The sequence below is a fragment of the Pantoea sp. Ae19-2 genome, from assembly GCF_059801205.1.
In genome coordinates this window covers 2,733,343-2,755,919 of the sequence record NZ_JBCHWE010000001.1, presented here as the reverse complement: position 1 = coordinate 2,755,919, position 22,577 = coordinate 2,733,343, and the positions used below count along the sequence as shown (strand labels likewise).

General features: G+C 55.0%; 21 protein-coding genes and 1 other annotated feature. Of the genes, 13 read left to right on the top strand and 8 right to left on the bottom strand.

Annotation, left to right across the window (positions count from 1 at the left end):
• Positions 1-66 precede the first annotated feature (66 nt).
• The 3 genes from AAIE03_RS12815 to AAIE03_RS12805 are packed head-to-tail and all read left to right on the top strand — an operon-like array spanning position 67 to position 2,462.
• Entirely contained in the window at positions 67-735 is a 669-nt protein-coding gene (locus tag AAIE03_RS12815; RefSeq protein ID WP_014606429.1) for a metal ABC transporter ATP-binding protein, read from the top strand.
• Positions 732-1,571 carry a metal ABC transporter permease gene (locus AAIE03_RS12810; RefSeq protein WP_013024907.1) on the top strand — a complete coding sequence of 280 codons (840 nt, stop codon included), beginning with the start codon at positions 732-734 and terminating at the stop codon, positions 1,569-1,571. Before AAIE03_RS12815 ends, AAIE03_RS12810 begins: the two co-directional genes overlap by 4 nt.
• A 12-nt stretch (positions 1,572-1,583) precedes the next feature.
• Positions 1,584-2,462 carry a metal ABC transporter substrate-binding protein gene (locus AAIE03_RS12805; protein WP_013024908.1) on the top strand — a complete coding sequence of 293 codons (879 nt, stop codon included), beginning with the start codon at positions 1,584-1,586 and terminating at the stop codon, positions 2,460-2,462.
• Between the two features lie 59 nt (positions 2,463-2,521).
• Here the strand turns inward: AAIE03_RS12805 and ykgO are convergent, their stop codons facing one another.
• The 4 genes from ykgO to AAIE03_RS12785 form a co-directional block, all read right to left on the bottom strand.
• On the bottom strand, positions 2,522-2,662 hold the full coding sequence (gene ykgO / locus AAIE03_RS12800) for a type B 50S ribosomal protein L36 (protein WP_014606428.1): 141 nt from the start codon (positions 2,660-2,662) through the stop codon (positions 2,522-2,524).
• Positions 2,663-2,673: 11 nt separating this feature from the next.
• Entirely contained in the window at positions 2,674-2,928 is a 255-nt protein-coding gene (locus tag AAIE03_RS12795; protein ID WP_014606427.1) for a type B 50S ribosomal protein L31, read from the bottom strand.
• A 287-nt stretch (positions 2,929-3,215) separates the two neighbouring features.
• Entirely contained in the window at positions 3,216-6,365 is a 3,150-nt protein-coding gene (locus AAIE03_RS12790) for a multidrug efflux RND transporter permease subunit AcrB (RefSeq protein ID WP_014593090.1), read from the bottom strand.
• Positions 6,366-6,381: 16 nt separating this feature from the next.
• Positions 6,382-7,587, bottom strand: a complete 1,206-nt coding sequence (locus AAIE03_RS12785; RefSeq protein ID WP_013024912.1) for an efflux RND transporter periplasmic adaptor subunit — start codon at positions 7,585-7,587, stop codon at positions 6,382-6,384.
• A gap of 142 nt (positions 7,588-7,729) precedes the next feature.
• On the opposite strand from AAIE03_RS12785, the gene acrR reads away from it, so the two are divergent.
• On the top strand, positions 7,730-8,368 hold the full coding sequence (acrR, locus tag AAIE03_RS12780; protein WP_014593091.1) for a multidrug efflux transporter transcriptional repressor AcrR: 639 nt from the start codon (positions 7,730-7,732) through the stop codon (positions 8,366-8,368).
• On the opposite strand, the gene rsmS is transcribed toward acrR, so the two are convergent.
• Together rsmS and priC are read right to left on the bottom strand one after the other, a co-directional pair.
• Positions 8,365-8,520 carry a pleiotropic regulatory protein RsmS gene (rsmS, locus tag AAIE03_RS12775; protein WP_013024914.1) on the bottom strand — a complete coding sequence of 52 codons (156 nt, stop codon included), beginning with the start codon at positions 8,518-8,520 and terminating at the stop codon, positions 8,365-8,367. The genes acrR and rsmS overlap by 4 nt on opposite strands.
• A gap of 75 nt (positions 8,521-8,595) precedes the next feature.
• Positions 8,596-9,126, bottom strand: coding sequence for a primosomal replication protein PriC (gene priC / locus AAIE03_RS12770; RefSeq protein WP_014593092.1), 531 nt, complete (start codon positions 9,124-9,126; stop codon positions 8,596-8,598).
• Positions 9,127-9,183: 57 nt separating this feature from the next.
• Here priC and AAIE03_RS12765 point away from each other — a divergent pair, with 57 nt between their 5' ends.
• From AAIE03_RS12765 to AAIE03_RS12730, 8 genes are all read left to right on the top strand, one after another.
• Complete coding sequence (locus AAIE03_RS12765; RefSeq protein WP_013024916.1) at positions 9,184-9,573, top strand: DUF454 family protein; 390 nt, start codon at positions 9,184-9,186, stop codon at positions 9,571-9,573.
• A gap of 151 nt (positions 9,574-9,724) precedes the next feature.
• Positions 9,725-10,276, top strand: coding sequence for an adenine phosphoribosyltransferase (gene apt, locus AAIE03_RS12760; protein WP_014606425.1), 552 nt, complete (start codon positions 9,725-9,727; stop codon positions 10,274-10,276).
• Between the two features lie 157 nt (positions 10,277-10,433).
• Positions 10,434-12,404, top strand: coding sequence for a DNA polymerase III subunit gamma/tau (gene dnaX, locus AAIE03_RS12755; protein ID WP_022622653.1), 1,971 nt, complete (start codon positions 10,434-10,436; stop codon positions 12,402-12,404).
• Positions 11,746-11,807: a sequence feature (DnaX frameshifting element), on the top strand. (Overlaps the previous gene by 62 nt.)
• A gap of 56 nt (positions 12,405-12,460) precedes the next feature.
• Positions 12,461-12,790 (top strand): YbaB/EbfC family nucleoid-associated protein, encoded by a 330-nt coding sequence (locus AAIE03_RS12750; protein ID WP_013024920.1) that lies wholly within the window; start codon positions 12,461-12,463, stop codon positions 12,788-12,790.
• The gene (recR, locus tag AAIE03_RS12745; protein ID WP_014606423.1) at positions 12,790-13,395 is read left to right on the top strand and encodes a recombination mediator RecR; all 606 of its coding nucleotides are present in this window, start codon (positions 12,790-12,792) and stop codon (positions 13,393-13,395) included. Before AAIE03_RS12750 ends, recR begins: the two co-directional genes overlap by 1 nt.
• A gap of 104 nt (positions 13,396-13,499) precedes the next feature.
• Positions 13,500-15,368, top strand: coding sequence for a molecular chaperone HtpG (gene htpG / locus AAIE03_RS12740; RefSeq protein WP_176697699.1), 1,869 nt, complete (start codon positions 13,500-13,502; stop codon positions 15,366-15,368).
• Positions 15,369-15,646: 278 nt separating this feature from the next.
• A complete protein-coding gene (adk, locus tag AAIE03_RS12735) occupies positions 15,647-16,291 on the top strand; it encodes an adenylate kinase (RefSeq protein ID WP_014606422.1) in 645 nt (214 codons plus the stop codon).
• Positions 16,292-16,526: 235 nt separating this feature from the next.
• Entirely contained in the window at positions 16,527-17,828 is a 1,302-nt protein-coding gene (locus tag AAIE03_RS12730) for an inosine/guanosine kinase (RefSeq protein WP_026021084.1), read from the top strand.
• A 54-nt stretch (positions 17,829-17,882) separates the two neighbouring features.
• Here the strand turns inward: AAIE03_RS12730 and ybaL are convergent, their stop codons facing one another.
• Complete coding sequence (gene ybaL, locus AAIE03_RS12725) at positions 17,883-19,580, bottom strand: YbaL family putative K(+) efflux transporter (RefSeq protein ID WP_498563026.1); 1,698 nt, start codon at positions 19,578-19,580, stop codon at positions 17,883-17,885.
• 807 nt (positions 19,581-20,387) lie between these two features.
• Here ybaL and ushA point away from each other — a divergent pair.
• Positions 20,388-22,109 (top strand): bifunctional UDP-sugar hydrolase/5'-nucleotidase UshA, encoded by a 1,722-nt coding sequence (ushA, locus tag AAIE03_RS12720; RefSeq protein ID WP_246870910.1) that lies wholly within the window; start codon positions 20,388-20,390, stop codon positions 22,107-22,109.
• A 34-nt stretch (positions 22,110-22,143) separates the two neighbouring features.
• Here the strand turns inward: ushA and AAIE03_RS12715 are convergent, their stop codons facing one another.
• The gene (locus AAIE03_RS12715) at positions 22,144-22,575 is read right to left on the bottom strand and encodes a multidrug/biocide efflux PACE transporter (RefSeq protein WP_029568499.1); all 432 of its coding nucleotides are present in this window, start codon (positions 22,573-22,575) and stop codon (positions 22,144-22,146) included.
• Positions 22,576-22,577 lie beyond the last annotated feature (2 nt).

Here is a 22,577-nt window from a genome sequence, read left to right as displayed (position 1 = left end):
ACGGTTAGCGGTGGCTCTCCTGTTAATCGCTGTTCTGGCAACAGCGATGTGGTGGGGAATGCAGCCGTGATAGCGTTGAGAAATCTACAGGTGGGTTATCAGGGGCAATCTGTCTCACCCGTTCTGACCACCCAGTTGCCACAGGGCAGCATGACCGCGCTGATTGGTGCGAACGGAAGCGGAAAATCCACACTGATTAAAACCATCGCTGGCTTATTGCCGCCAGTGCAGGGGCAGTGTGAACTGCATCTTCCGCGCCGGGAAGTTGGCTGGCTGCCTCAGCGAAGCGAGCTGGAAACACGTTTTCCTTTAACCGTGTACGAGCTGGTTTCAATAGGTTGCTGGCCGCGCTGTGGCTGGTTTGGCGGAATCAACCGGCGCTTGCGTAAAGAAATTAGCGAGGCCCTGGAGGCGGTGCAGATGAGCGACTATGCCGATGCTCAACCTGCCACCTTATCCGGCGGACAGCTGCAGCGTGTGCTGTTTGCCCGGCTGATGCTGCAACGTAGTCGCCTGTGGTTGCTTGATGAGCCTTTTAACGGCATTGACAGCAAGACGGTAACGCTACTGATGTCCATCTTGCAGCAGCAGCAGCAGGCTGGCACCACGCTCATGGTGGTGCTCCACGATCGCCCGCTGGTTGAGCGTTATTTTAGCGATGTCTTGTCTATGGATGATGGTGCTCACCGCCGCAGTGTGATCGATGCCGCGCCCTTACGGAGCGTGGCGCCGTGACAATTATTCAACCGTTTATTGAGTTCAGCTTTATGCGACGGGCGCTGGTGGCCTGTGTCGCGCTTGCATTTAGCGCCACCCCGCTAGGCGTTTTTCTCTCTTTGCGCCGCATGAGTCTGATTGGGGATGCCTTATCCCATGCCGTACTGCCCGGTGCCGCTATCGGCTATTTACTCTCCGGCTTGTCCCTGGTTGCGATGGGCGTGGGCGGGCTGATTGCCGGCCTGGCGGTGGCACTGCTGTCGGGTGCCGTGAGTCGTTACACGCCGCTCAAAGAAGATGCCAGTTTTGCTGGCTTTTACCTGGGCTCGCTGGCGCTGGGCGTCACGCTCGTCTCACTTCGCGGATCCAGCGTTGATCTGCTGCACGTTCTGTTTGGCTCCCTGCTGGCGGTGGATAACCCTGCGCTGGCGGTGGTCGGTGGTATCGCCGCGTTTACGCTGCTGATGCTGGCCGTCATTTACCGTCCTCTGGTCATTGATGCATTCGATTCCGACTTTCTGCGCGCACAGGGCAAATGGAGCGCGCCGCTGGTGCACGGTATTTTTCTGACGCTGGTGGTGCTCAACCTGGTCGCAGGTTTTCAGGTACTGGGAACCTTGATGTCGGTGGGGCTGATGATGTTGCCCGCCGCCAGCGCCCGTTTCTGGAGTCGTCACCTCGTCATCATGCTGGGCTCGGCCATGCTGATGGCCGTGCTGTCGGCGTTTGCCGGGCTGGTGCTTTCCTGGCACTTTTCACTGCCGGCAGGACCGGCGGTGGTGTTGAGTGCCGCAATGCTGTTCTTTCTCTCCATCTTAACAGGGCCGTGCGGTGGGATTTTGCGCCGCCATTAATCAGAGGTAGCTATGAAGATATTACCCATTAGTCTGGCAGTCGGTGCGTTAGTCATCAGTCCATTCTCTATGGCAAAAACGGTCGATGCGGTAGCGAGTTTTACCGTCCTGGCCGATATTGTGAAGCAAATTGGTGGCGATCACGTCCACGTGAAGAGTCTTGTCGGGCCAAATGGCGATCCGCACACCTTTGAACCGACACCACAAGACAGCGAAGCGCTGGCGAAAGCGGATGTGGTCTTCGTCAGCGGGCTGGGGCTGGAAGGCTGGATGAATCGTCTGGTGAGTGCCTCGGGCTATAAAGGTCAACCCGTAGTGGCGTCAACGGGCATCGAAACGCGGACGATGGAAGAAGATGGCAAAACCATCACCGATCCTCATGCGTGGAACAGCATGTATAACGGCACGATTTATGCCAAAAACGTGATGGATGCGCTAATCAAGGCCGATCCGCAGGATGCCGATGATATCCGTAAGCGCGGCGAAAAGTATATTCAGCAGCTCCAGAAGCTGGACAGCTGGGCCAAAACGTCTTTTGCGGCTATCCCGCAGCAAAAACGCAAAGTGCTGACCAGCCACGATGCCTTTGGCTATTTTGGGCAACGTTATGGCGTCTCGTTCCTGGCACCTGTCGGTTTCTCAACGGAAGCGGAAGCCAGCGCCAGCGATGTCGCCAGCCTGATCACGCAGCTTAAGCAGCAGCATATTAAAACGTACTTTATGGAAAACCAGACCGATCCTCGTCTGGTGAAGCAGATTGCCAGCGCCACGGGCGCGAAGCCGGGGGGAGAGCTTTATCCTGAAGCGCTGTCAACGGCTTCCGGCCCTGCACCCACCTACGAGGCCGCTTTTAAACATAACGTAGAGGCGATGCTGAACAGCATGCGCTGAGCATAAAAAAAGCCGGAATGGCGGGTGAGCGACATTCCGGCTAAGGTTCACGACACACATCAACGTTTTTTCTTTCTTCCCTGTACGGCTTTAAAGCGCGGATTCGTTTTACAGATGATATAGATGCGGCCTTTACGGCGCACAACCTTGCAATCCCGATGGCGATTCTTCGCCGAGCGCAGCGAACTTAATACCTGCATCATGTCCTCTCTTATCGGCGACCCAGAAAGCGGCCAAAGCGCTGGTTGAAGCGGGCAGTGCTGCCTTCTTTAGCAAAGTCTTTCTGCTTACCGGTATAAAACACATGAGATGCCGACGAGACGTCGAGCGTAACGTAAGGCAGGGTTTCGCCTTCAAACTCAACGGTACGATCGGTTTTGATGGTGGAACCGATTTTGAAATACACGTCAGCAGAAGTGTCGTGGAACACCACTGCACGATAGGTAGGATGAATATTCGCTTTCATGATTCTCACTAATGTAATGTTATACTATAACAATATTATGCGCCGCAGCCGATTCGATTGCAACCCTCCAAAAAGCAGGGAAAAACAGGGGCAGTAACAATACAGCCCGGTGGCGATGCGCGTGAGACAGGCGGAAAAGAAATCCATAGCGGAGAGGGCGAGGTGCAGTCAGAGTTGAGCGGGCATCGGGCCCATCGGCGTGGCAGACAGAGAATGTGAGCAGTCAGGTATGAGAAGGCACGATGAGGACAAAAAAAGGCCGCTGACGCGGCCTTTATGTTTACGGATTAATGCGAGTGGTTATCGACAGGATGATCCTTTTCGATGTCCGCTTTCTTACCGAAGCGACGGCGCACCACCACAAAGAATACCGGTACAAAGAAGATTGCCAGCGCGGTGGCGGTTACCATACCGCCCATTACGCCCGTACCGACCGCATTCTGGGCACCTGAGCCTGCGCCGGTGCTGATGGCCAGAGGCAGTACGCCAAGAATAAAGGCCAGCGAGGTCATCAGGATCGGACGCAGACGCATACGACAGGCTTCAAGCGTCGCTTCCACCAGGCCTTTACCTTCTTTCTCCATCAGATCCTTCGCAAATTCCACGATCAGGATGGCGTTCTTCGCCGAGAGGCCAACGGTTGTCAGTAACCCCACGACAAAGTAAACGTCGTTACTCAGGCCACGTAAGGTGGTGAAGAGTAATGCACCGACCACACCGAGCGGAACGACCAGCATGACAGAGAACGGGATGGACCAGCTTTCATACAGGGCAGCAAGACACAGGAACACCACAATCAGTGAAATGGCATAAAGAGCCGGTGCCTGGTTGCCTGACAGACGTTCCTGATAGGACATTCCCGTCCAGTCAAAACCGATGCCGGTTGGCAGTTTAGAGGCCAGTTCTTCCATCAGATTCATGGCTTCACCGGAACTCTTGCCCGGTCCGGCCTGACCCAGGATCTCCATGGCAGGCAGACCGTTATAGCGTTCCAGACGCGGCGAACCATACTGCCAGTGTGCCGAAGAGAAGGCAGAGAAGGGCACCATCTCGCCGTTGCTGTTACGGACAAACCACTTATTGATGTCGTCCGGCAGCATACGCGCGTCGGCTTTACCCATCACGTACACTTTCTTCACACGACCGCGGTCAATAAAGTCATTGACGTAAGAGCCGCCCCACGAGGCTGCGAGCGTGGTGTTGATGTCACTGAGTGACACGCCCAACGCCTGCGCTTTCTCCTGGTCGATATCCAGCTTGAACTGCGGCGTATCTTCCAGGCCATTAGGGCGAACACCGACCAGCGTATCCGGATGCTGGGCAATCATGCCAAACAGCTGGTTACGCGCCTGTGTTAGCTTGTCGTGGCCCAGGTTTGCCTGATCGATCAGCTCAAAGTCAAAGCCTGTCGCGTTCCCTAATTCAATAATGGCCGGCAGGTTAAACGCAAAGACCATACCGTCTTTGATTTGCCCTAATGCCTGCATGGCACGTCCCTGGATAGCCGGGACTTTCATATCGCTGCTGGTACGCTCATCCCAGGGTTTAAGGCTGACGAAGGCGATACCGGTGTTCTGGCCCCGTCCGGCAAAACCAAAACCGGCAACGGTAAAGACCGACTTAACCGAGTCCTTCTCTTTTGTCAGGAAGTAGTCAGAAACCTGATCCAGCACCTTCTGCGTGCGTTCCTGGGTTGCCCCCGCAGGCAACTGTGCCTGAGCCAGTAACAGGCCCTGATCTTCTTCCGGCAGGAAGGAAGAGGGGAGGCGCAGGAACAGAAACGCCATGCCCAGCACAATCAGCAGGTAAAGCAGCAGATAGCGACCGGTACCGCGAACGATATGGCCCACGCTGTCGACATAGTGATGCGTGCTCTTGTCGAACAGGCGGTTAAACCAGCCAAAGAAACCGGTGGTTTTGCCATGATCGCCTTTTTTCACCGGCTTGAGCATGGTGGCGCAGAGCGCCGGCGTCAGAATTAACGCAACCAGTACCGACAGCGCCATCGCTGAAACAATAGTGATAGAGAACTGACGGTAAATGACCCCGGTAGATCCGCCGAAGAAGGCCATAGGAATGAATACTGCCGACAGCACCAGGGCAATACCGACCAGCGCGCCCTGAATCTGTTCCATCGATCGCTTGGTGGCCTCTTTGGGCGGCAGCCCTTCTTCCACCATTACGCGTTCGACGTTCTCGACCACTACGATGGCGTCATCGACCAGCAAGCCGATGGCCAGCACCATCCCAAACATCGTCAGGGTGTTTATCGAGTAGCCAAAGGCGCTGATAATGGCAAAGGTACCCAGCAGAACAACAGGCACGGCGATGGTAGGAATCAGCGTGGCACGGAAGTTTTGCAGGAACAGATACATCACCAGGAACACCAACAGAATGGCTTCCATCAGTGTCTTCACTACTTCGAAAATCGAGATTTTTACGAAAGGTGTCGTGTCATAAGGGTAAACGACCTTCATACCCGCCGGGAAAGTGGGCTGCAGTTTAGCCAGCTCTGCCTTCACCGCCTCCGCCGTGTTCAGGGCGTTAGCGCCGGTCGCCAGTTTGATACCAATACCGGAAGCGGGTTTACCGTTATAACGTGCGATGATTTCGTAGTTTTCCCCACCCAGTTCAATCTGAGCCACATCGCGCAAACGAACCTGAGAACCGTCAGCATTCACCTTAAGCAGAATGTTGCCGAACTCTTTGGTCGAGGTCAGACGGGTTTGTGCAATGATAGAGGCGTTCAACTGCTGTCCCGGCACCGGTGGCGTGCCGCCTAACTGACCGGCAGCGACCTGGGCGTTCTGGGTTTTCAGCGCGTTGATAACGTCAACAGGGGTTAACTGATAGTTATTAAGCTTGCTGGGATCCATCCAGATACGCATGGCATACTGCGCCCCGAATACCTGGGTATCACCGACGCCAGGCGTACGGCTGATCGGATCTTTGATGTTTGAGGCAACGTAGTCAGAAATATCGTTCTGATTCATACTGCCGTCATCGCTGATAAAACCGGCGACCATCAGGAAGCTACTGGAGGATTTTTTAACCTGAATCCCCTGTTGTTGCACTTCCTGAGGCAGCAAAGGCATGGCCAGTTGCAGTTTGTTCTGCACCTGAACCTGAGCGATATCGGCATCGGTGCCTGACTCAAACGAAATCGTCAGCGTCAGTGCGCCCGATGAGTCACTGCTTGATGACATATACATCAGGCCATCAATACCATTCATGTTCTGTTCGATGACCTGAGTCACCGAGTCTTGCAGCGTTTTGGCGTCAGCACCTGGGTAGTTGGCCTGAATCTCAATTGCCGGCGGCGCAACATTGGGATATTGCTCGATCGGTAATTTAAGAATCGATAACGCGCCCGCTAGCATCACGATAATAGCAAGAACCCACGCAAAGATGGGGCGATCGATAAAGAACTTAGCCATGTATCAACGGCTCCTGTTATGACGATGTTTTAGCAGACTGCGCTTTGGACGGATCGCCGCTGGCGGCTTTGGCATCATCGGTGACTTCTTTAGGCGTAACCTGCGCACCCGGTTTTGCGCGTTGCAGACCGGTAAAGATCACGCGCTCACCCGCTTTAAGCCCATCAGTCACCAGCCATTTGTCGCCAATAGCCTGGGCCGCTTTAATCTTACGTGCTTCAACCTTGTTATCCGCGCCCACCACCATGACAGAGGCATCGCCGGTTGGCGTACGGCTCACCGCCTGCTGTGGCACTAAAAGGGCATTCGGGTTGGTGCCTTCCTCCAGACGAGCACGGACAAACATGCCAGGCAGCAACGCTTTGTCGGGGTTCGGGAAGATCGCACGCAGGGTGATGGATCCGGTGGTCTGGTCAACGGTCACGTCGGAAAATTCCAGCGTACCCGGCTGAGCATAGTCTTTGCCGTTTTGCATCAGCAGGGTGACATTCGCTTTGCCATCGTTCTGTTTCAGCTGACCCGATTCGAGTTCTGAACGTAAACGCAGGAAATCTTCACTCGACTGGGTGACATCGACATACATCGGATCAAGCTGCTGCACGGTTGCCAGCGCCGTGGTTTGCCCGCTCTGCACCAGCGCACCTTCCGTTACGGAAGACTTACCGATACGGCCGCTGATGGGCGAGGTGACTTTGGTGTAGGCAAGATTAATACGGGCGGTTTCCACATTGGCTTTGGCTGACTGAACCGCGGCATTGTTTTGCGCGGCGGTGGCCACAGCCGTATCATAATCCTGCTGACTGATGTATTTAGTGCCGAGCAGCGGCTTATAGCGATTCACGGTAAGCTGCGCAATGCGTGCGTTAGCCTCCGCCTTCGCTAAATCGGCTTTAGCACTGTCGTAGGACGCCTGATAGGTCGCCGGATCGATCTGATACAGCGATTCCCCTGCTTTGATCTCTCCGCCTTCAATGAAGTTACGCTTCAGGATGATACCGGAAACCTGCGGGCGAACTTCAGCAATACGAAAAGCCAAAGTGCGGCCGGGTAATTCAGTCGAAATTTTAAGGGGTTCACTTTTAACCGTAACAACACCCACCTCAGGTGGCTGCTGCTGCTGGGCGGCCTGGTCGGATTTATTTCCGTCACATCCTGTTAACACGAAGCTGCCTGATAGCATCAGGACGGCCGCCAGAGGCGTTAACCCTCTGAATTTAGTCATAAATAAACCTCTAGAGTCCGATATCGAATGATCAATGGATCACAAAGCCAGGAACCCATTGCTGCGTAAGAGTTTAGGTCGTGCTATGGTACATACATTCACAAATGTATGTAAACTTACTCGATTGTAAAAAAAGTCCCCTATGGCACGAAAAACCAAAGCGCAAGCTCTTGAAACCCGGCATCAAATTCTTGACGCTGCACTTGCCCTTTTTTCTAAAGAGGGGGTTTCAGCCACTTCCCTGGCGGATGTCGCATCCGCAGCCAGCGTAACACGGGGGGCAATCTACTGGCATTTCAAAAACAAAGCCGATTTGTTAAACGAAATATGGCTTCGCAGTGATGCAGGGCTGGATGATGTGAAACTTGAGTATCAGACAAAATACCCCGGTGATCCACTTTCCATTCTGCGAGCGATGCTGGTGTATATCTTTCAGGCGACGGCCAGAGATCCTCAGCGCCGCGCGCTAATGGAAATTATCTTCCACAAATGCGAGTTTGTGGGGGAAATGGCGGCGGTAAAAAGCATTCAGCAAAGCCTGTTGCTGGAGCGTTACAATGAAATAGAAGACGTTTTGCGCCAGTGCATTGATGCCGGGCAGCTCCCGGAAACCTTCCAGACGCGTCAGGCCGCGCTGATTATGCGCGGCTACGTGAACGGCATGATGGAAAGCTGGCTGTTTACACCCGATAAGTTTGATCTGGTTACCGATGCGCCTGTGCTGGTTGATGCGCTGATTGATATGCTGCGCTTCAGCCCAACGCTGGCTAAAAAGGCCTAATCTTTACGCTGCGTGTCGCGCTTTCTTTCAAAGTCGCGCTGAACGATGGCCAGTGCAGACAGCACGGTTTCTACCGCGATCTGATTCTCTTCAAGCAGCTGAATGAGATCGACGGCCAGTTTGACCTCTTCAGGCGCCGTTTCCAGGGACATCTTTCCTCCTGAGCAGTTGTATCATGGGCCAGATAAGCGTGCCATCCGGGAATCCACTCCAGCACGGATAGCGCATTAAGTGTTAAAGGCGCTGTTTGCCAGCGACATTGCCCACTCCACCGAACGGATGGCCTGTCGACAGCGTGCCATACGACCTTCGAGCACCTCCAGGTCTTTCTTCAACTGCTGCTGCACGGCCAGCGTTTCCGCCAGCGCCATTCGCTGTTCACGCTGGTCGATCATAGCCTGCAGTCGACGTTCATACTCGCGGTATTCCTGATATTTTCGCTGCCGGGAAGAGGGCTGAGCGCGCTCCTGTGGGCTACGCAACTGTTGGGTGCGGGCCTCACGTTGCAGAGCAGCAATCTGATCGACCAGATGGCTGGCCAGCCACTGGCTGCGGGCCACGTCACCGTTGGGCTGGCACAAACGCTGATAATTGTGTTCAATCTCCTGCAAATAATCTGCCAGCCGGGTGCCTTTGGTGGTAAAGAGCTGGCTGTCAAAGCGGGGGGAACGGCAGTATCCATCAGGATGGCTGGCAATATCCTGTCGTAAATCAAGCATGCAGTTAAGCAGGCGTTGGTGTGCAGTGACGTAACTCATCGCCCGAGACTCAGGTATGCTAAGGTTACGGGACTGGAAACGCGCTGAGCGATCGTTATGCAACGCATAGTATTATTGACCCTTGGCTGGCTGGCGATTGTGCTTGGCATACTGGGTATTGTATTACCTTTATTACCCACCACGCCATTTATGCTACTGGCGGCCTGGTGTTTTGCCCGCTCTTCTCCCCGATTCCACTACTGGCTGCTCTGGAGATCGCCTTTTGGCCGTTATATCCGCCACTGGCAGCAGCATCGTGGCATGCCCCCCGGTGCAAAAAGCCGGGCGATGATCGTGATTGTAATAACCTTTGCGGTGTCTCTCTGGCTGGTTCCGCTGTGGTGGGTGCGCGTCATGTTACTTATTATGCTGGCTGTGCTACTGCTGTTTATCGGGCGCATGCCGGTGGTGGCAGAAACAGCGGATGAACGTTTACCGCCGCGATAAAGTTGCAATTAGCCGACCATTTGCTTAGATTTGGGCCTCTTCGTGTGTAGCTTCCCATTATTCATGCCTCTTCGCTGAGCCTTTAACCCGGTGTTGGCGCTATTGAAGCTGCGCAAAACAGAACAGAATTTTTTTTACCAGGCTTAAGATTATGACCGACACTGCGCAGCAGCTTGAACTGATTAAAAACAGTATCAAAAGTATTCCTGATTACCCGAAGCCGGGTATTCTTTTCCGTGACGTCACCAGCCTGTTGGAAGACCCAAAAGCCTATGCCGCGTCCATCTCGCTGCTGGTAGAGCGGTATCGCAATAAAGGCATCACCAAAGTGGTGGGCACGGAAGCGCGGGGTTTCCTGTTCGGGGCACCTGTCGCCCTCGGACTGGGGCTGGGCTTTGTTCCGGTGCGCAAGCCGGGCAAACTGCCACGTGAAACCTTCAGCGAAGCTTACGAGCTGGAATACGGTACCGACCGACTGGAATTGCACAAAGATGCTATTCAGCCAGGCGATGTGGTGCTGGTGGTCGACGACCTGCTGGCAACGGGGGGCACGCTCGAAGCGACCATCAAACTGATTCGTCGTGCAGGCGGCGAAGTTAAGGACGCGGCATTTATTATCAACCTGTTCGATCTGGCAGGTGAAGCGCGTCTCAAGGCGCTGGGCGTTGACAGCTACAGCCTGGTCAATTTTCCCGGCCACTAACCCTCGCTTGCGGCCTCGAGCTCCGCCAGGCCGCACATCTTTCCCTGTTCAAGATAACGAGTGATAGGTGAAAGCGTAGCTGTTAGACTACTGCAATCATATACAGGGGTTGCAGTGCGTCTGCGCTCACATTTCCATCCAAATTCGTCGAAACCACATGAGCTATCAGGTACTTGCCCGAAAATGGCGTCCACAGGCGTTTGCTGATGTTGTCGGTCAGGAACATGTTCTGACGGCGCTGGCGAATGGATTGTCTCTGGGACGCATCCATCATGCTTATCTCTTCTCCGGCACGCGGGGCGTAGGGAAAACTACGATTGCCCGTCTGCTGGCAAAAGGGCTTAACTGCGAAACCGGTATTACCGCAACACCCTGCGGTCAGTGCGACAACTGTCGTGAGATTGAGCAGGGGCGCTTTGTCGATCTTATTGAGATTGACGCGGCCTCGCGCACCAAAGTGGAAGACACACGCGATCTGCTCGATAACGTGCAGTACGCGCCCGCGCGCGGCCGGTTTAAAGTCTACCTGATCGATGAAGTGCACATGCTGTCGCGTCACAGCTTCAACGCCCTGCTGAAAACGCTGGAAGAACCGCCTTCGCATGTAAAATTCTTGCTGGCCACGACCGATCCGCAAAAACTGCCGGTGACGATTCTGTCGCGCTGCCTGCAGTTTCATCTAAAAGCGCTTGAGGTCGATCAGATCCGCCAGCAGTTGGATCATGTTTTAGAGCAGGAGCAGATCGCGCGTGAGCCACGCGCCCTGCAACTGCTCGCCAGAGCCGCCGATGGCAGCATGCGTGACGCGTTAAGCCTTACCGATCAGGCCATTGCAATGGGCGAGGGCAGCGTGACCAGCGCCACCGTGGGCACGATGCTCGGAACGCTTGATGATGAACAGCCGCTTGGTCTGCTCGAAGCCGTGGTTGAGGGCAATGGCGAACAGATGATGACGCTGCTAGCCCAGGCTGCTTCACGCGGCGTTGAGTGGGAAGCCCTGCTGGTTGAGATGCTGCGCCTGCTGCACAGGATTGCCATGGTGCAACTCCTGCCCACGTCGCTCAATGACGATGAAGAGAGCAATGCGTTACGCCTGCGTGAGCTGGCGCGCGCGGTGCCACCGGCCGATCTCCAGCTGTACTACCAAACCCTGCTCATGGGGCGTAAAGATTTACCGCTTGCGCCCGATCGCCGCATGGGGATTGAAATGACATTGCTGCGCGCCCTGGCGTTCCATCCTAAGGCAGCCATCGCCGAACCGATCGCGCGGCCAACGCTGACGGCGCAGTCGGCACCGGCACCGGTGCAGAATGTCGCTGCCCAGCCCGCTGAAAAGGCGCCCGCGGCGCAGCCGCAAATGGCCGCGCCGGAACCGGCTGTCAGTCAGCAGGCCGTGCCGCCGGCTTCGCCCGATCCGTCACTGTCCAGCTCCACCAGCCAGCTCCTGCAGGCGCGCACCCAGTTGCTGCGCCAGGGAGCAAACAAAGCAAAAAAGAGTGAGCCGGCAGCGCCAGGTGCGCGGCCGGCCAACTCTGCGCTGGAACGACTGGCCTCTGTTACCGAACGCAGCCAGCAGCGAGTCCGAGACAGCACGCCTGCGGCACCGGTAAAAAAAGAGGCTTACCGCTGGAAAGCACAGACGCCAGTGACAGAGGTCGCTGAGCCGGTCGCGACGCCAAAAGCCTTGCGTTCTGCGCTGGAGCATGAGAAAAATCCTGAGCTGGCCGCGCGACTGGCGGAAGAAGCCCAGCAGCGCGATGCATGGGCGGCAGAGGTCGCGGGCTTACCGCTGCCTAAACTGGTTCAGCAACTGGCCCTGAATGCATGGAAAGAAACCACGGATAACGGCATTTGCCTGCATTTACGTTCCAGTCAGCGCCACCTGAATTCCGCGTCGGCGCAGCAGGCCCTGAGCGCCGCGTTAAGTCAGGCAGCAGGCCATCAGGTTGAACTGTCGGTTATTGAAGACGATAATTCTTCGGTATTGACGCCACTGGAGTGGCGTCAGGCCATTTACGAAGAGAAGCTGGCGCAGGCGCGTCAGTCAATCTTGAGTGACACCCACATTCAAACCCTTCGTCGCTTTTTTGATGCCGATTTGGATGAGGAAAGCATTCGACCCGTTTGAACACGCTGCAACGGTCTGAATAAACCGCGTTGTAGCCTCAGCAGAGAGAGAAAACTATGTTTGGTAAAGGCGGATTGGGCAACCTGATGAAGCAGGCCCAGCAGATGCAAGACAAAATGGCCCAGGTTCAGGAAGAAATTGCCGCCCTGGAAGTCACGGGTGAATCAGGTGCTGGCATGGTCAAGGTCACGATCAACGGTGCTCACAACTGCCGCCGGGTAGAAGTCGATCCGAGCCTGCTTGAGGACGACAAAGACATGCTGGAAGATCTGATTGCCGCCGCATTCAACGATGCCGCTCGTCGCATTGACGAAGTGCAGAAAGAGAAAATGGCCTCTGTCTCTTCAGGTATGCAGCTGCCACCAGGCTTCAAGATGCCGTTCTGATGCAAACCAGCCCCCTGCTAGAGTCTTTAATGGAGTCGCTGCGCTGTTTGCCGGGCGTTGGGCCTAAATCGGCCCAGCGTATGGCGTTTCAACTGCTACAGCGCGATCGGAGTGGCGGAATGCGGCTGGCGCAGGCCCTGACCCGGGCGATGTCGGAAATCGGCCACTGTGCCGATTGCCGCACCTTCACCGAGCAGGAAATTTGCACCATTTGCGCCAATCCCCGGCGTCAGCAAAATGGTCAAATTTGCGTGGTTGAGAGCCCGGCAGACATCCATGCTATTGAGCAAACCGGGCAATTTGCCGGCCGCTATTTCGTGTTGATGGGGCATCTTTCGCCGCTGGACGGCATTGGTCCAGCCGATATTGGTCTTGACCGACTGGAACAACGGCTGGAAAAAGAAACGCTTCACGAAGTGATTCTGGCGACCAATCCCACGGTTGAAGGTGAAGCTACCGCGAACTACATCGCTGAATTGTGCGGACAGTATGGCGTCGACGCGAGCCGTATTGCGCATGGGGTTCCGATGGGCGGTGAACTGGAAATGGTCGATGGCACCACGCTGTCCCACTCCCTCGCCGGTCGTCAAAAGATTAAATTTTAAACGCTTGCCGGTGTTGTGAAAGACACCGGCTTGAAAACCTCTCATTTATCCCCACATCCTCCTCAACGTTCGTTAAATCTGATTCTGTTGAGGTAGCAATGACCATGAAAGGACAAGAGACTCGTGGCTTTCAGTCAGAGGTAAAACAACTTCTGCACCTGATGATCCATTCTCTCTATTCAAACAAAGAGATTTTCCTGCGTGAGCTGATTTCCAATGCTTCGGATGCGGCAGATAAACTGCGCTTCCGCGCGCTGTCTGATGCCAGCCTGTATGAAGGCGATGGCGACCTGCGCGTGCGTCTCTCTGTGGATAAGGACAACCGTACCATTACGCTGAGCGATAACGGTATCGGCATGCGTCGTGATGAAGTGATTGAAAACCTGGGCACCATTGCTAAATCAGGCACCAAATCTTTCCTGGCGTCTCTGGGCTCAGACCAGGCGAAAGACAGCCAGCTGATCGGTCAGTTTGGCGTAGGCTTCTATTCGGCGTTTATCGTGGCCGACAAGGTCTCTGTGCGCACCCGTGCAGCGGGCGCGGCAGAAGATGAAGCTGTCTTCTGGGAATCCGCGGGTGAAGGGGATTACACCATCGCGGATATCAGCAAAGCCGAACGCGGTACCGAAATTACCCTGCACCTGCGCGAGGGCGAAGATGAGTTCCTTGATAGCTGGCGCGTACGCAACATTATCAGTAAGTACTCCGATCACATTGCCCTGCCGGTAGAAATCGAAAGCAAAGACGAAGAGACCGGCACCACCACCTGGGAGAAAATCAACAAGGCCCAGGCGCTGTGGACGCGCAACAAAGCTGACATCAGCGATGAAGAGTACAACGAGTTTTACAAACACATCGCCCACGATTTCAGCGATCCGGCTATCTGGAGCCACAACCGTGTGGAAGGTAAACAGGAGTACACCAGCCTGCTTTATATCCCGGCGCGTGCGCCGTTCGACATGTGGAACCGCGATCATAAACATGGCCTGAAACTGTACGTACAGCGCGTGTTTATCATGGATGATGCCGAGCAGTTCATGCCGAATTACCTGCGCTTCGTGCGCGGCCTGATTGACTCAAACGATCTGCCGCTTAACGTATCGCGTGAAATCCTGCAGGACAGCCGGGTAACCCAGAGCCTGCGTGGCGCGCTGACCAAGCGTGTGCTGCAGATGCTGGATAAACTGGCAAAAGATGACAGCGAAAAATACCAGACCTTCTGGAAAGAGTTCGGTCTGGTACTGAAAGAAGGCCCGGCGGAAGATCACGCGAATAAAGAAGCGATTGCTAAACTGTTGCGCTTTGCCAGTACCCAAAGCGAAGGCGCGGCGCAAACCGTTTCGCTGGAAGAGTACGTCAGCCGCATGGTAGAAGGTCAGGAGAAGATCTACTACATCACGGCCGACAGCTATGCCGCCGCCAACAGCAGCCCGCATCTGGAGCTGTTCCGTAAGAAAGGCATCGAAGTGCTGCTGTTGTCCGATCGCATCGACGAATGGATGATGAGCTACCTGACCGAGTTCGACGGTAAAGTCTTCCAGTCTGTCAGCAAAGCCGATGACGCACTGGATAAGCTGGCCGACGAAGAGACGGAAGAGCAGAAAGAAGCTGAAAAAGCGCTGGAGCCGTTTGTTGAGCGCGTGAAAACGCTGCTGGGTGAGCGCGTGAAAGAAGTGCGTCTGACGCACCGCCTGACCGATACGCCGGCGATTGTGACCACGGATGCGAACGAGATGACCACGCAAATGGCCAAACTGTTTGCTGCGGCAGGTCAGGATGTGCCGGAAGTGAAATACATCTTTGAAATCAACCCCGATCACCAACTGGTGAAACGCGTGGCGGATACCCAGGATGAAACCCGCTTCGGTGAGTGGATAGAGCTGTTACTGGATCAGGCGCTGCTGGCCGAGCGCGGCACGCTGGACGATCCTAACCAGTTTATCCGCCGTATGAATCAGTTACTGACGGCGTAAGCCAATCAAAACCGGTGGCAAGGTCCACCGGTTTTTTTTGCTTAAGTGCATCGCCTGATTTCAGCGAGCCGTTTTGTTGCGCAAACGCCATGAAATGCATTCAGCATAAGCCGCCAGTCCGAAAATGCCCTTTCGCTGACCTGACGCACTGCTATCACGCGCTAAAGCCAGTACACTAAACTTTCCTGACCCGCCGCTTCCTTGTGGTGGGCGGGTCATAATGGTATGTTCTTCCGCTTCTCAGATTCATCAATGCGATTCGCAAGGGGATTTACGCAATGCGTATTATTCTGCTCGGAGCTCCGGGCGCAGGTAAGGGGACTCAAGCCCAATTCATCATGGAGAAATACGGCATTCCGCAGATCTCCACTGGCGACATGCTGCGTGCAGCGGTTAAAGCTGGCACCGAACTTGGCAACCAGGCGAAAGCCATTATGGATGCCGGTAAGTTGGTTACTGATGAGCTGGTCATTGCGCTGGTTAAAGAGCGCATCACCCAGGAAGATTGCAAAAACGGTTTCCTGCTTGATGGTTTCCCACGCACCATTCCTCAGGCTGACGCAATGAAAGAAGCCGGTATTAAAGTGGACTACGTGCTGGAGTTCGCCGTACCGGACGAGCTGATTGTTGAGCGTATCGTAGGCCGCCGTGTTCACGCGCCATCAGGCCGCGTCTACCACGTCAAATTCAATCCACCGAAAGTGGAAGGCAAGGATGACGTGACCGGTGAAGAGCTGACCACGCGCAAAGACGATCAGGAAGAAACGGTGCGCAAACGTCTGGTGGAATACCATCAGCTGACTGCGCCGCTGATTGCTTACTACAGCAAAGAAGCGGAAGCGGGGCACACCGCGTATCACAAGATCGACGGTACGCGCAACGTGTCCGACGTGAGCGCAGAGCTGGCTAAGATTCTCGGCTAAGCGGATTGGGGCTGGCCAGGCTGGCCCCTTTTGCCCTCAACGCGTTGACTTCCCCCCTGTGTCTGTTTCTCTCCTCTTCCTGCATGCTGCTGGACAGAAGGCTGAGGTTCGCCTGGTGCTAAATACAATGGCAGAACATACTGAGATGAGTATGCAGTGGGTTCACTTGCGACAGTAAAGTCACGACACAGAATGTGATATGCTTCTCTGCCTGTTTTTCCTCACGGCAGTTACCATGAAATTTCCCGGCAAACGTAAATCCAAACATTACTTCCCCGTTAGCGCCCGCGATCCGCTGTTACAGTCCTCCCAATTTGATAGTGAAGACGGCAGTTGGGTGGTCGGCATCGATCAGACGCTGGTCGATATCGAAGCCAAAGTCGATGACGCCTTTCTTGTTCGCTACGGCCTGAGCGCTGGCCATTCGCTGGTTATCGACGATACCGTGGCGGAAGCGCTGTATGCGGAACTGATGCGTGACGAACTGGTGACCCACCAGTTTGCGGGCGGCACAATTGGTAATACGCTGCATAATTTCTCGGTGCTGGCGGACGATCGTTCCGTACTGCTGGGGGTGATGTGCAACAATATCCAGATTGGCGGTTATGCCTACCGCTATCTGTGTAATACCTCCAGCCGAATGGACCTGAACTATCTGCAGGGCGTTGACGGTGCGATTGGCCGCTGCTTTACGCTGATTGGCGATCAGGGCGACCGCACCTTTGCTATCAGCCCGGGGCAAATGAATCAGCTCAGGGCGGAAAACGTCCCTGAAGACGTTATTGCGGGCGCCTCTGCGCTGGTGCTGACCTCCTATCTAATCCGCTGCGAGGCGGGCGAGCCCATGCCTGAGGCAACATTAAAGGCCATTGAATACGCCAAACGCCACAACGTGCCCGTGGTCCTGACGCTGGGCACCAAACACGTCATCGGCGACAACCCGCAGTTCTGGCGCGATTTTCTGCGCGATCACGTTTCAATTGTGGCAATGAACGAAGAAGAAGCCCTGGCGCTGACCGGCGAAGCCGATCCTCTGCTGGCATCGGATATGGCGCTGGAATGGGTTGACCTGGTGTTGTGTACCGCAGGGCCGACCGGATTGTATATGGCGGGTTATACGGAAGAGGCGTTCAAGCGCAAAACGAATCATCCGCTGCTGCCTGGCGCGATTGCGGAGTTCAACCTGTACGAATTTAGCCGGGCGATGCGTAAACAGGACTGCCAGCAGCCGCTACGCATTTTTTCTCACATCGCCCCTTATATGGGCGGTCCGGAAAAGATCATGAATACCAACGGGGCAGGGGACGGCGCACTGGCCGCATTGCTGCACGATATTACGGCAAACAATTATCATCGCCGCAACGTGCCTAATTCCAGTAAGCATGCGCGCGCTTATCTCACCTATTCGTCCCTGGCGCAGGTTTGCAAATATGCGAACCGGGTAAGCTATCAGGTGCTGAACCAGCATTCTCCCCGACTGACGCGCGGCCTGCCCGAGCGGGAAGACAGCCTGGAAGAGTCCTACTGGGATCGTTAAGCCGGAAACACAAACTGCCCCTCAGCAACGCTGCCGCTGCTGAGGGGCAGGGCATTAGCTGTTGCCTTCACAGGCGAGCCTGGTGTGATCCTGCTCAAGGTTTTCCTGCAGTTTCTGAATGATGCTGGCGGCAATCTCGCGTTCGCCCATCACGACATGGTTTGCGCCACGTTCCAGAATGTACTCCACCTCATCATCATAATGGGCATGCACAATGATGTTGATGTCCGCTTTTTTCTGGCGGGCGGCGGTAACGATTTCCCCCACCTCATATCCGTTGGGAATGGTGATGAGCAGCCAGGCTGCACAGTCCACACGGGCTAACTCCAGCGTGTTTGCGCGGGCAGCGTTGGCCAGCACGGCCCGAATGCCCTGATCGCGTAGTGCTTTGACGCGAGGAATCGAACTCTCGACCACCACCACCGGAATATTGAGCGCCATCAGTTGCTCACACAGCAGGTTGCCGACGCGACCATAGCCAACGATTACCGCGTGATGGCAGATATCCACTGGAATCTGTTGTTCTTCTTCTTCCAGCGCCTCTTCGAGCGTCTGCTGCTCCACCGTTTCGTTCTTAGACAGATAGCGCCCCAGCAGGGTAAACAGCACCGGGTTGAGCATGATAGAAAGAATGGCGGCAGCCAGCACCAGATTACGGCCCTCTTCATCCAGCAGCCCCAGGGAGATCCCCAGCCCGGCAAGAATAAAGGCAAACTCGCCGATTTGCGCCAGGCTGACCGAAATGGTCATCGCGGTGCGGCGTGAATGACCCAGCAGCGAGACCAGAAGCCACGCCGCGGCAGATTTTCCTATCACGACGATCACCAGCGCCCCCAGCACCGCCAGCGGTTCTTTCACCAGGATCATCGGGTCGAACAGCATTCCGACAGACACAAAGAACAGCACCGCAAAGGCATCACGCAGCGGCAGCGTGTCGCGGGCGGCGCGCTGGCTTAACTCGGACTCGTTCAGCACCATACCGGCAAAGAAGGCCCCGAGGGCAAAAGAGACGTCAAAGAACTCGACGGCGCCAAACGCAATGCCCAGCGCCAGGGCTAATACGGCCAGCGTAAACAGCTCACGTGAACCCGTTGCGGCACTTTTCGCGAGGATCCAGGGCACGGCACGGCGACCGACGACCATCATTAACACCATAAAGGCGGCGACTTTACCGATGGTCCAGAGCAGGTCCCATATCACCAGGCTGGCGCTGGCGTTACCCTGTTCCATCATGCCGGCAATCGCGGGCAGCAGGACCAGCGTAAGCACCATGACCAAATCTTCAACAATCAACCAGCCAATAGCAATCTGGCCGCGCTGGCTTTCAATAAGCTGACGCTCTTCTAATGCGCGCAGCAACACCACGGTACTGGCGGTAGAAAGACACAAACCGAACACTAAGCCCGTCATCCAGGACCAGCCCATCGCCCACGACATCAGCATTCCCAGTAAGGTCGCCACAGCGATCTGTGCGATAGCGCCGGGAATGGCTATCCGCTTTACCGACATCAGATCCTTGAGTGAGAAGTGCAGACCGACGCCGAACATCAGCAGGATAACGCCCAGCTCTGCGAGTTCCGGTGCCAGATTGGTATCAGCCACAAACCCCGGCGTAAAAGGGCCAGCCAGTACGCCCGCGACTAAATAACCCACTAGCGGCGAAATGCGTAACCGATTTGCCAGCATTCCAAGGAGAAAAGCCAGGACCAGAGCCCCGACGATAGTCGTAATCAACGGTGTGGTGTGATGCATGCCAGTCTCCATGGGTATAAATGTGTCCGCTTGTAACAAATGAGTCTAATGCATATCGAAAAGGATCGCTGAATAATTTGTGGGATTAACAGAAAAAATTATGCAAATACGAGAAAAATGCAATCGGAAGGCTGTTTTTATCACTTATCCCTATCACCGGCTGGTTTAGCGCTTCATCAGGAACAGAACGGAATAAGTTTACGCCCGTTAAATGACACAGACGTGACGCCAATGATGCGCGAATGCGCTATAAACCGTCACCAACCGGAACCAGCGTGAGATTTGCTAAGGCCAGTCAGCCTCACAAGCGTAATAGCGGTTTTTTCAGATTGAAGCAGCGGTACCATCGCTGTGCTGGATGTCGGGTAAAAACATCGTGAAAACAGACTATTGTGCCGAAGCTACAGCGCAAAGCTGACAGCACTCATGAAAAAAGTCTGGCTGTCAGGTTGAGCTGAAAACAGCAGTCATGCCGGAAAAAGCGCAAAGACCCACTTTGTCGAGTTGATGTCGCAGCGGTTAACAATGTTGCAGGTTTAATGAACAACACCTTCATATCCCGTCAACATTTAGCCTTTTAACAGCGCGTCAGAGAGAAGAGAGCGGATAAATCAGACGGTTGGCGTTTCCTGTCAGGTCGCCTGGCCTGCCATAATGGCCAGACGGAGCCGTATTCATCTTGAGTTACGGCCGTTTCTGTGCGACACAGAAGGGCGCCGATGGCCGGCGGGTGAAACGGATAACAATCAAAGGAGAAGGGCTGTGTTGATATTTCGAGGGGCAGGAGCAGGTCTGGCACTGCTCGTGATGTTATCGTCGCTGTTTACCCATGCTGCAGTGCCTGACCGCAGTTACCGTTTCAGCATTCTGCATACCAACGATCAACATGGGCATTTTTGGACTAATGATCAGGGTGAATACGGGCTGGCGGCGCAAAAAACGCTAATGGATACGCAGCGTTACGATATTCAGGCCAAAGGCGGTGGGGCGTTAATCTTGTCTGCTGGCGATGTTAACAGCGGCGTGCCTGAGTCGGATGAGCTGGACGCGGAACCCGACATTCGCGGCATGAACCTGATTGGCTACGACGCCATGACGCTGGGCAATCACGAGTTCGATAAACCGCTCGCCGTCCTGCGTAAGCAGGAAAAATGGGCCAAATTTCCGTTCCTGGCCGCCAACGTCTATCAAAAAAGCAGTGGTAAGCGCCTGTTTAAGCCCTGGGCTGTATTTCAGCGCATGGGGTTAAAAATCGCCGTGCTCGGATTGATTACCCCCGATACCGCCCGGCTGACAAATCCTGCGCAGTTAAGCGATATCGAATTCCGCGATCCCATTGCCGAGGCCGAAAAGGCCGTCGCCGAGCTGCGTGCTACTGAGAAGCCCGACGTTATCGTCGCGTTAACCCATCTTGGCCATTATGACGACGGTCAACACGGCAGTAACGGTGTTGATGACGTGACGCTGGCCCGCAGTCTGCCAAAGGGAACCCTCAATATGATCGTCGGGGGGCATTCTCACGATGCGGTATGTATGGAAAAAGAGAATGTCAGCCGTAAAGACTATCAGCCAGGCCAACCCTGTGAGCCCGATCGGCAGAACGGCGTCTGGATCATGCAGGCGGAAAAATGGGGTAAATACGTAGGGCGCGGCGATTTTACCTACCGCAATGGAGAGGTGACGCTGGAGGCCTACCAGCTGATACCGGTCAACCTCAAACACAAAATCAAAAATCTTGATGGCAGTGAATCCTCACTGACCTGGCAGGAAGCCATCCCGGCTAACACCGCAATGATGAAACTACTGACGCCTTTTCAAAAGCGCGCAGACGCGAAGCTACGGGTCAACGTGGGAAGCATTAAAGGGGATTTTCCCGGCGAAAAAGAAACCGTGCGGTTTAAACAAAGCGCCATTGGGCAGTTAATACTGCGTGCGCAGATGGCCGCAACGCAGGCTGACTTCGCCGTGATGAGCGGGGGCGGGATCCGTACCTCGCTGACATCCGGCCCGGTTGCCTGGCGCGATCTGTTACAGGTACAACCCTTCGGTAATCAGGTCGTTTCCGTCACGCTGACCGGCGCAGAAATCAAACGCTATCTGGCGGTTGTGGCAAACATCAAACCTGATTCAGGCGGTTTTGCCCAGTTGGCCAACGTCAGTCTGATCGCCAACGGCAGCAGCGTCAGCCAGGTCAGGATCAATGGACAGCCGCTGGCAGATGAAAAAACCTATCGTATGGCGACAAACAGTTTTAATGCCGCAGGCGGGGATGGCTATCCGCGCATCGACACGCACCCGGGTTATGTGAACAGCGGCAAGGTGGATGCGCAGGTCCTGCGGGACTGGCTAAGCGCCCATTCTCCGGTGAACGCCAGCGATTACCAGCCACGTGAAGCGGTTATTTATCAGGCTGAGCAGGCAGCACCACCAAAGGATGAGGCGAAAGACGCGACGCCGTTGCGGCGCTATCCCAAAATGTTACTGACGTGGATCCGGCACTGGAATGGAGAGAGTGCAACGCTGCATTAAGTCCAGGCAGGGAGAACGCCTCCCTGCTTTTTTTTCAGGCGCGGCAGGATTTGCGGCCGAACCAGTGTGGACGCAGTTTGTCCCACACCAGGTTGTAGACGAAGGTGTAGGGCAGAAAGAACAGAAAAAACGCGACTTCAATTAAAAATGCCTGCCACAGTGAAATCTCCAGCATCCAGGCCGCCAGCGGCAGGCCTATCAGGATAAAACCGCCCTCAAAACCCAATGCGTGCAGCGCTCGAAGCAGGGCGCGACGTTTCTGCCCTGGCGGATAAAACCGATCAAACACGCTGTTGTAAATCATATTCCACAGCATCGCCACCGTAGACAGCATGATCGCCAGCGCTCCCATCTGAAACAGGGGTTTATTCATAAACCATGCTGCCAGCGGAGCAATCGTCACGATGGCCAGGCCTTCAAACAGGGTGGCATGGACGATGCGTTCTGTGAGCGAACGGGTTTGCATTT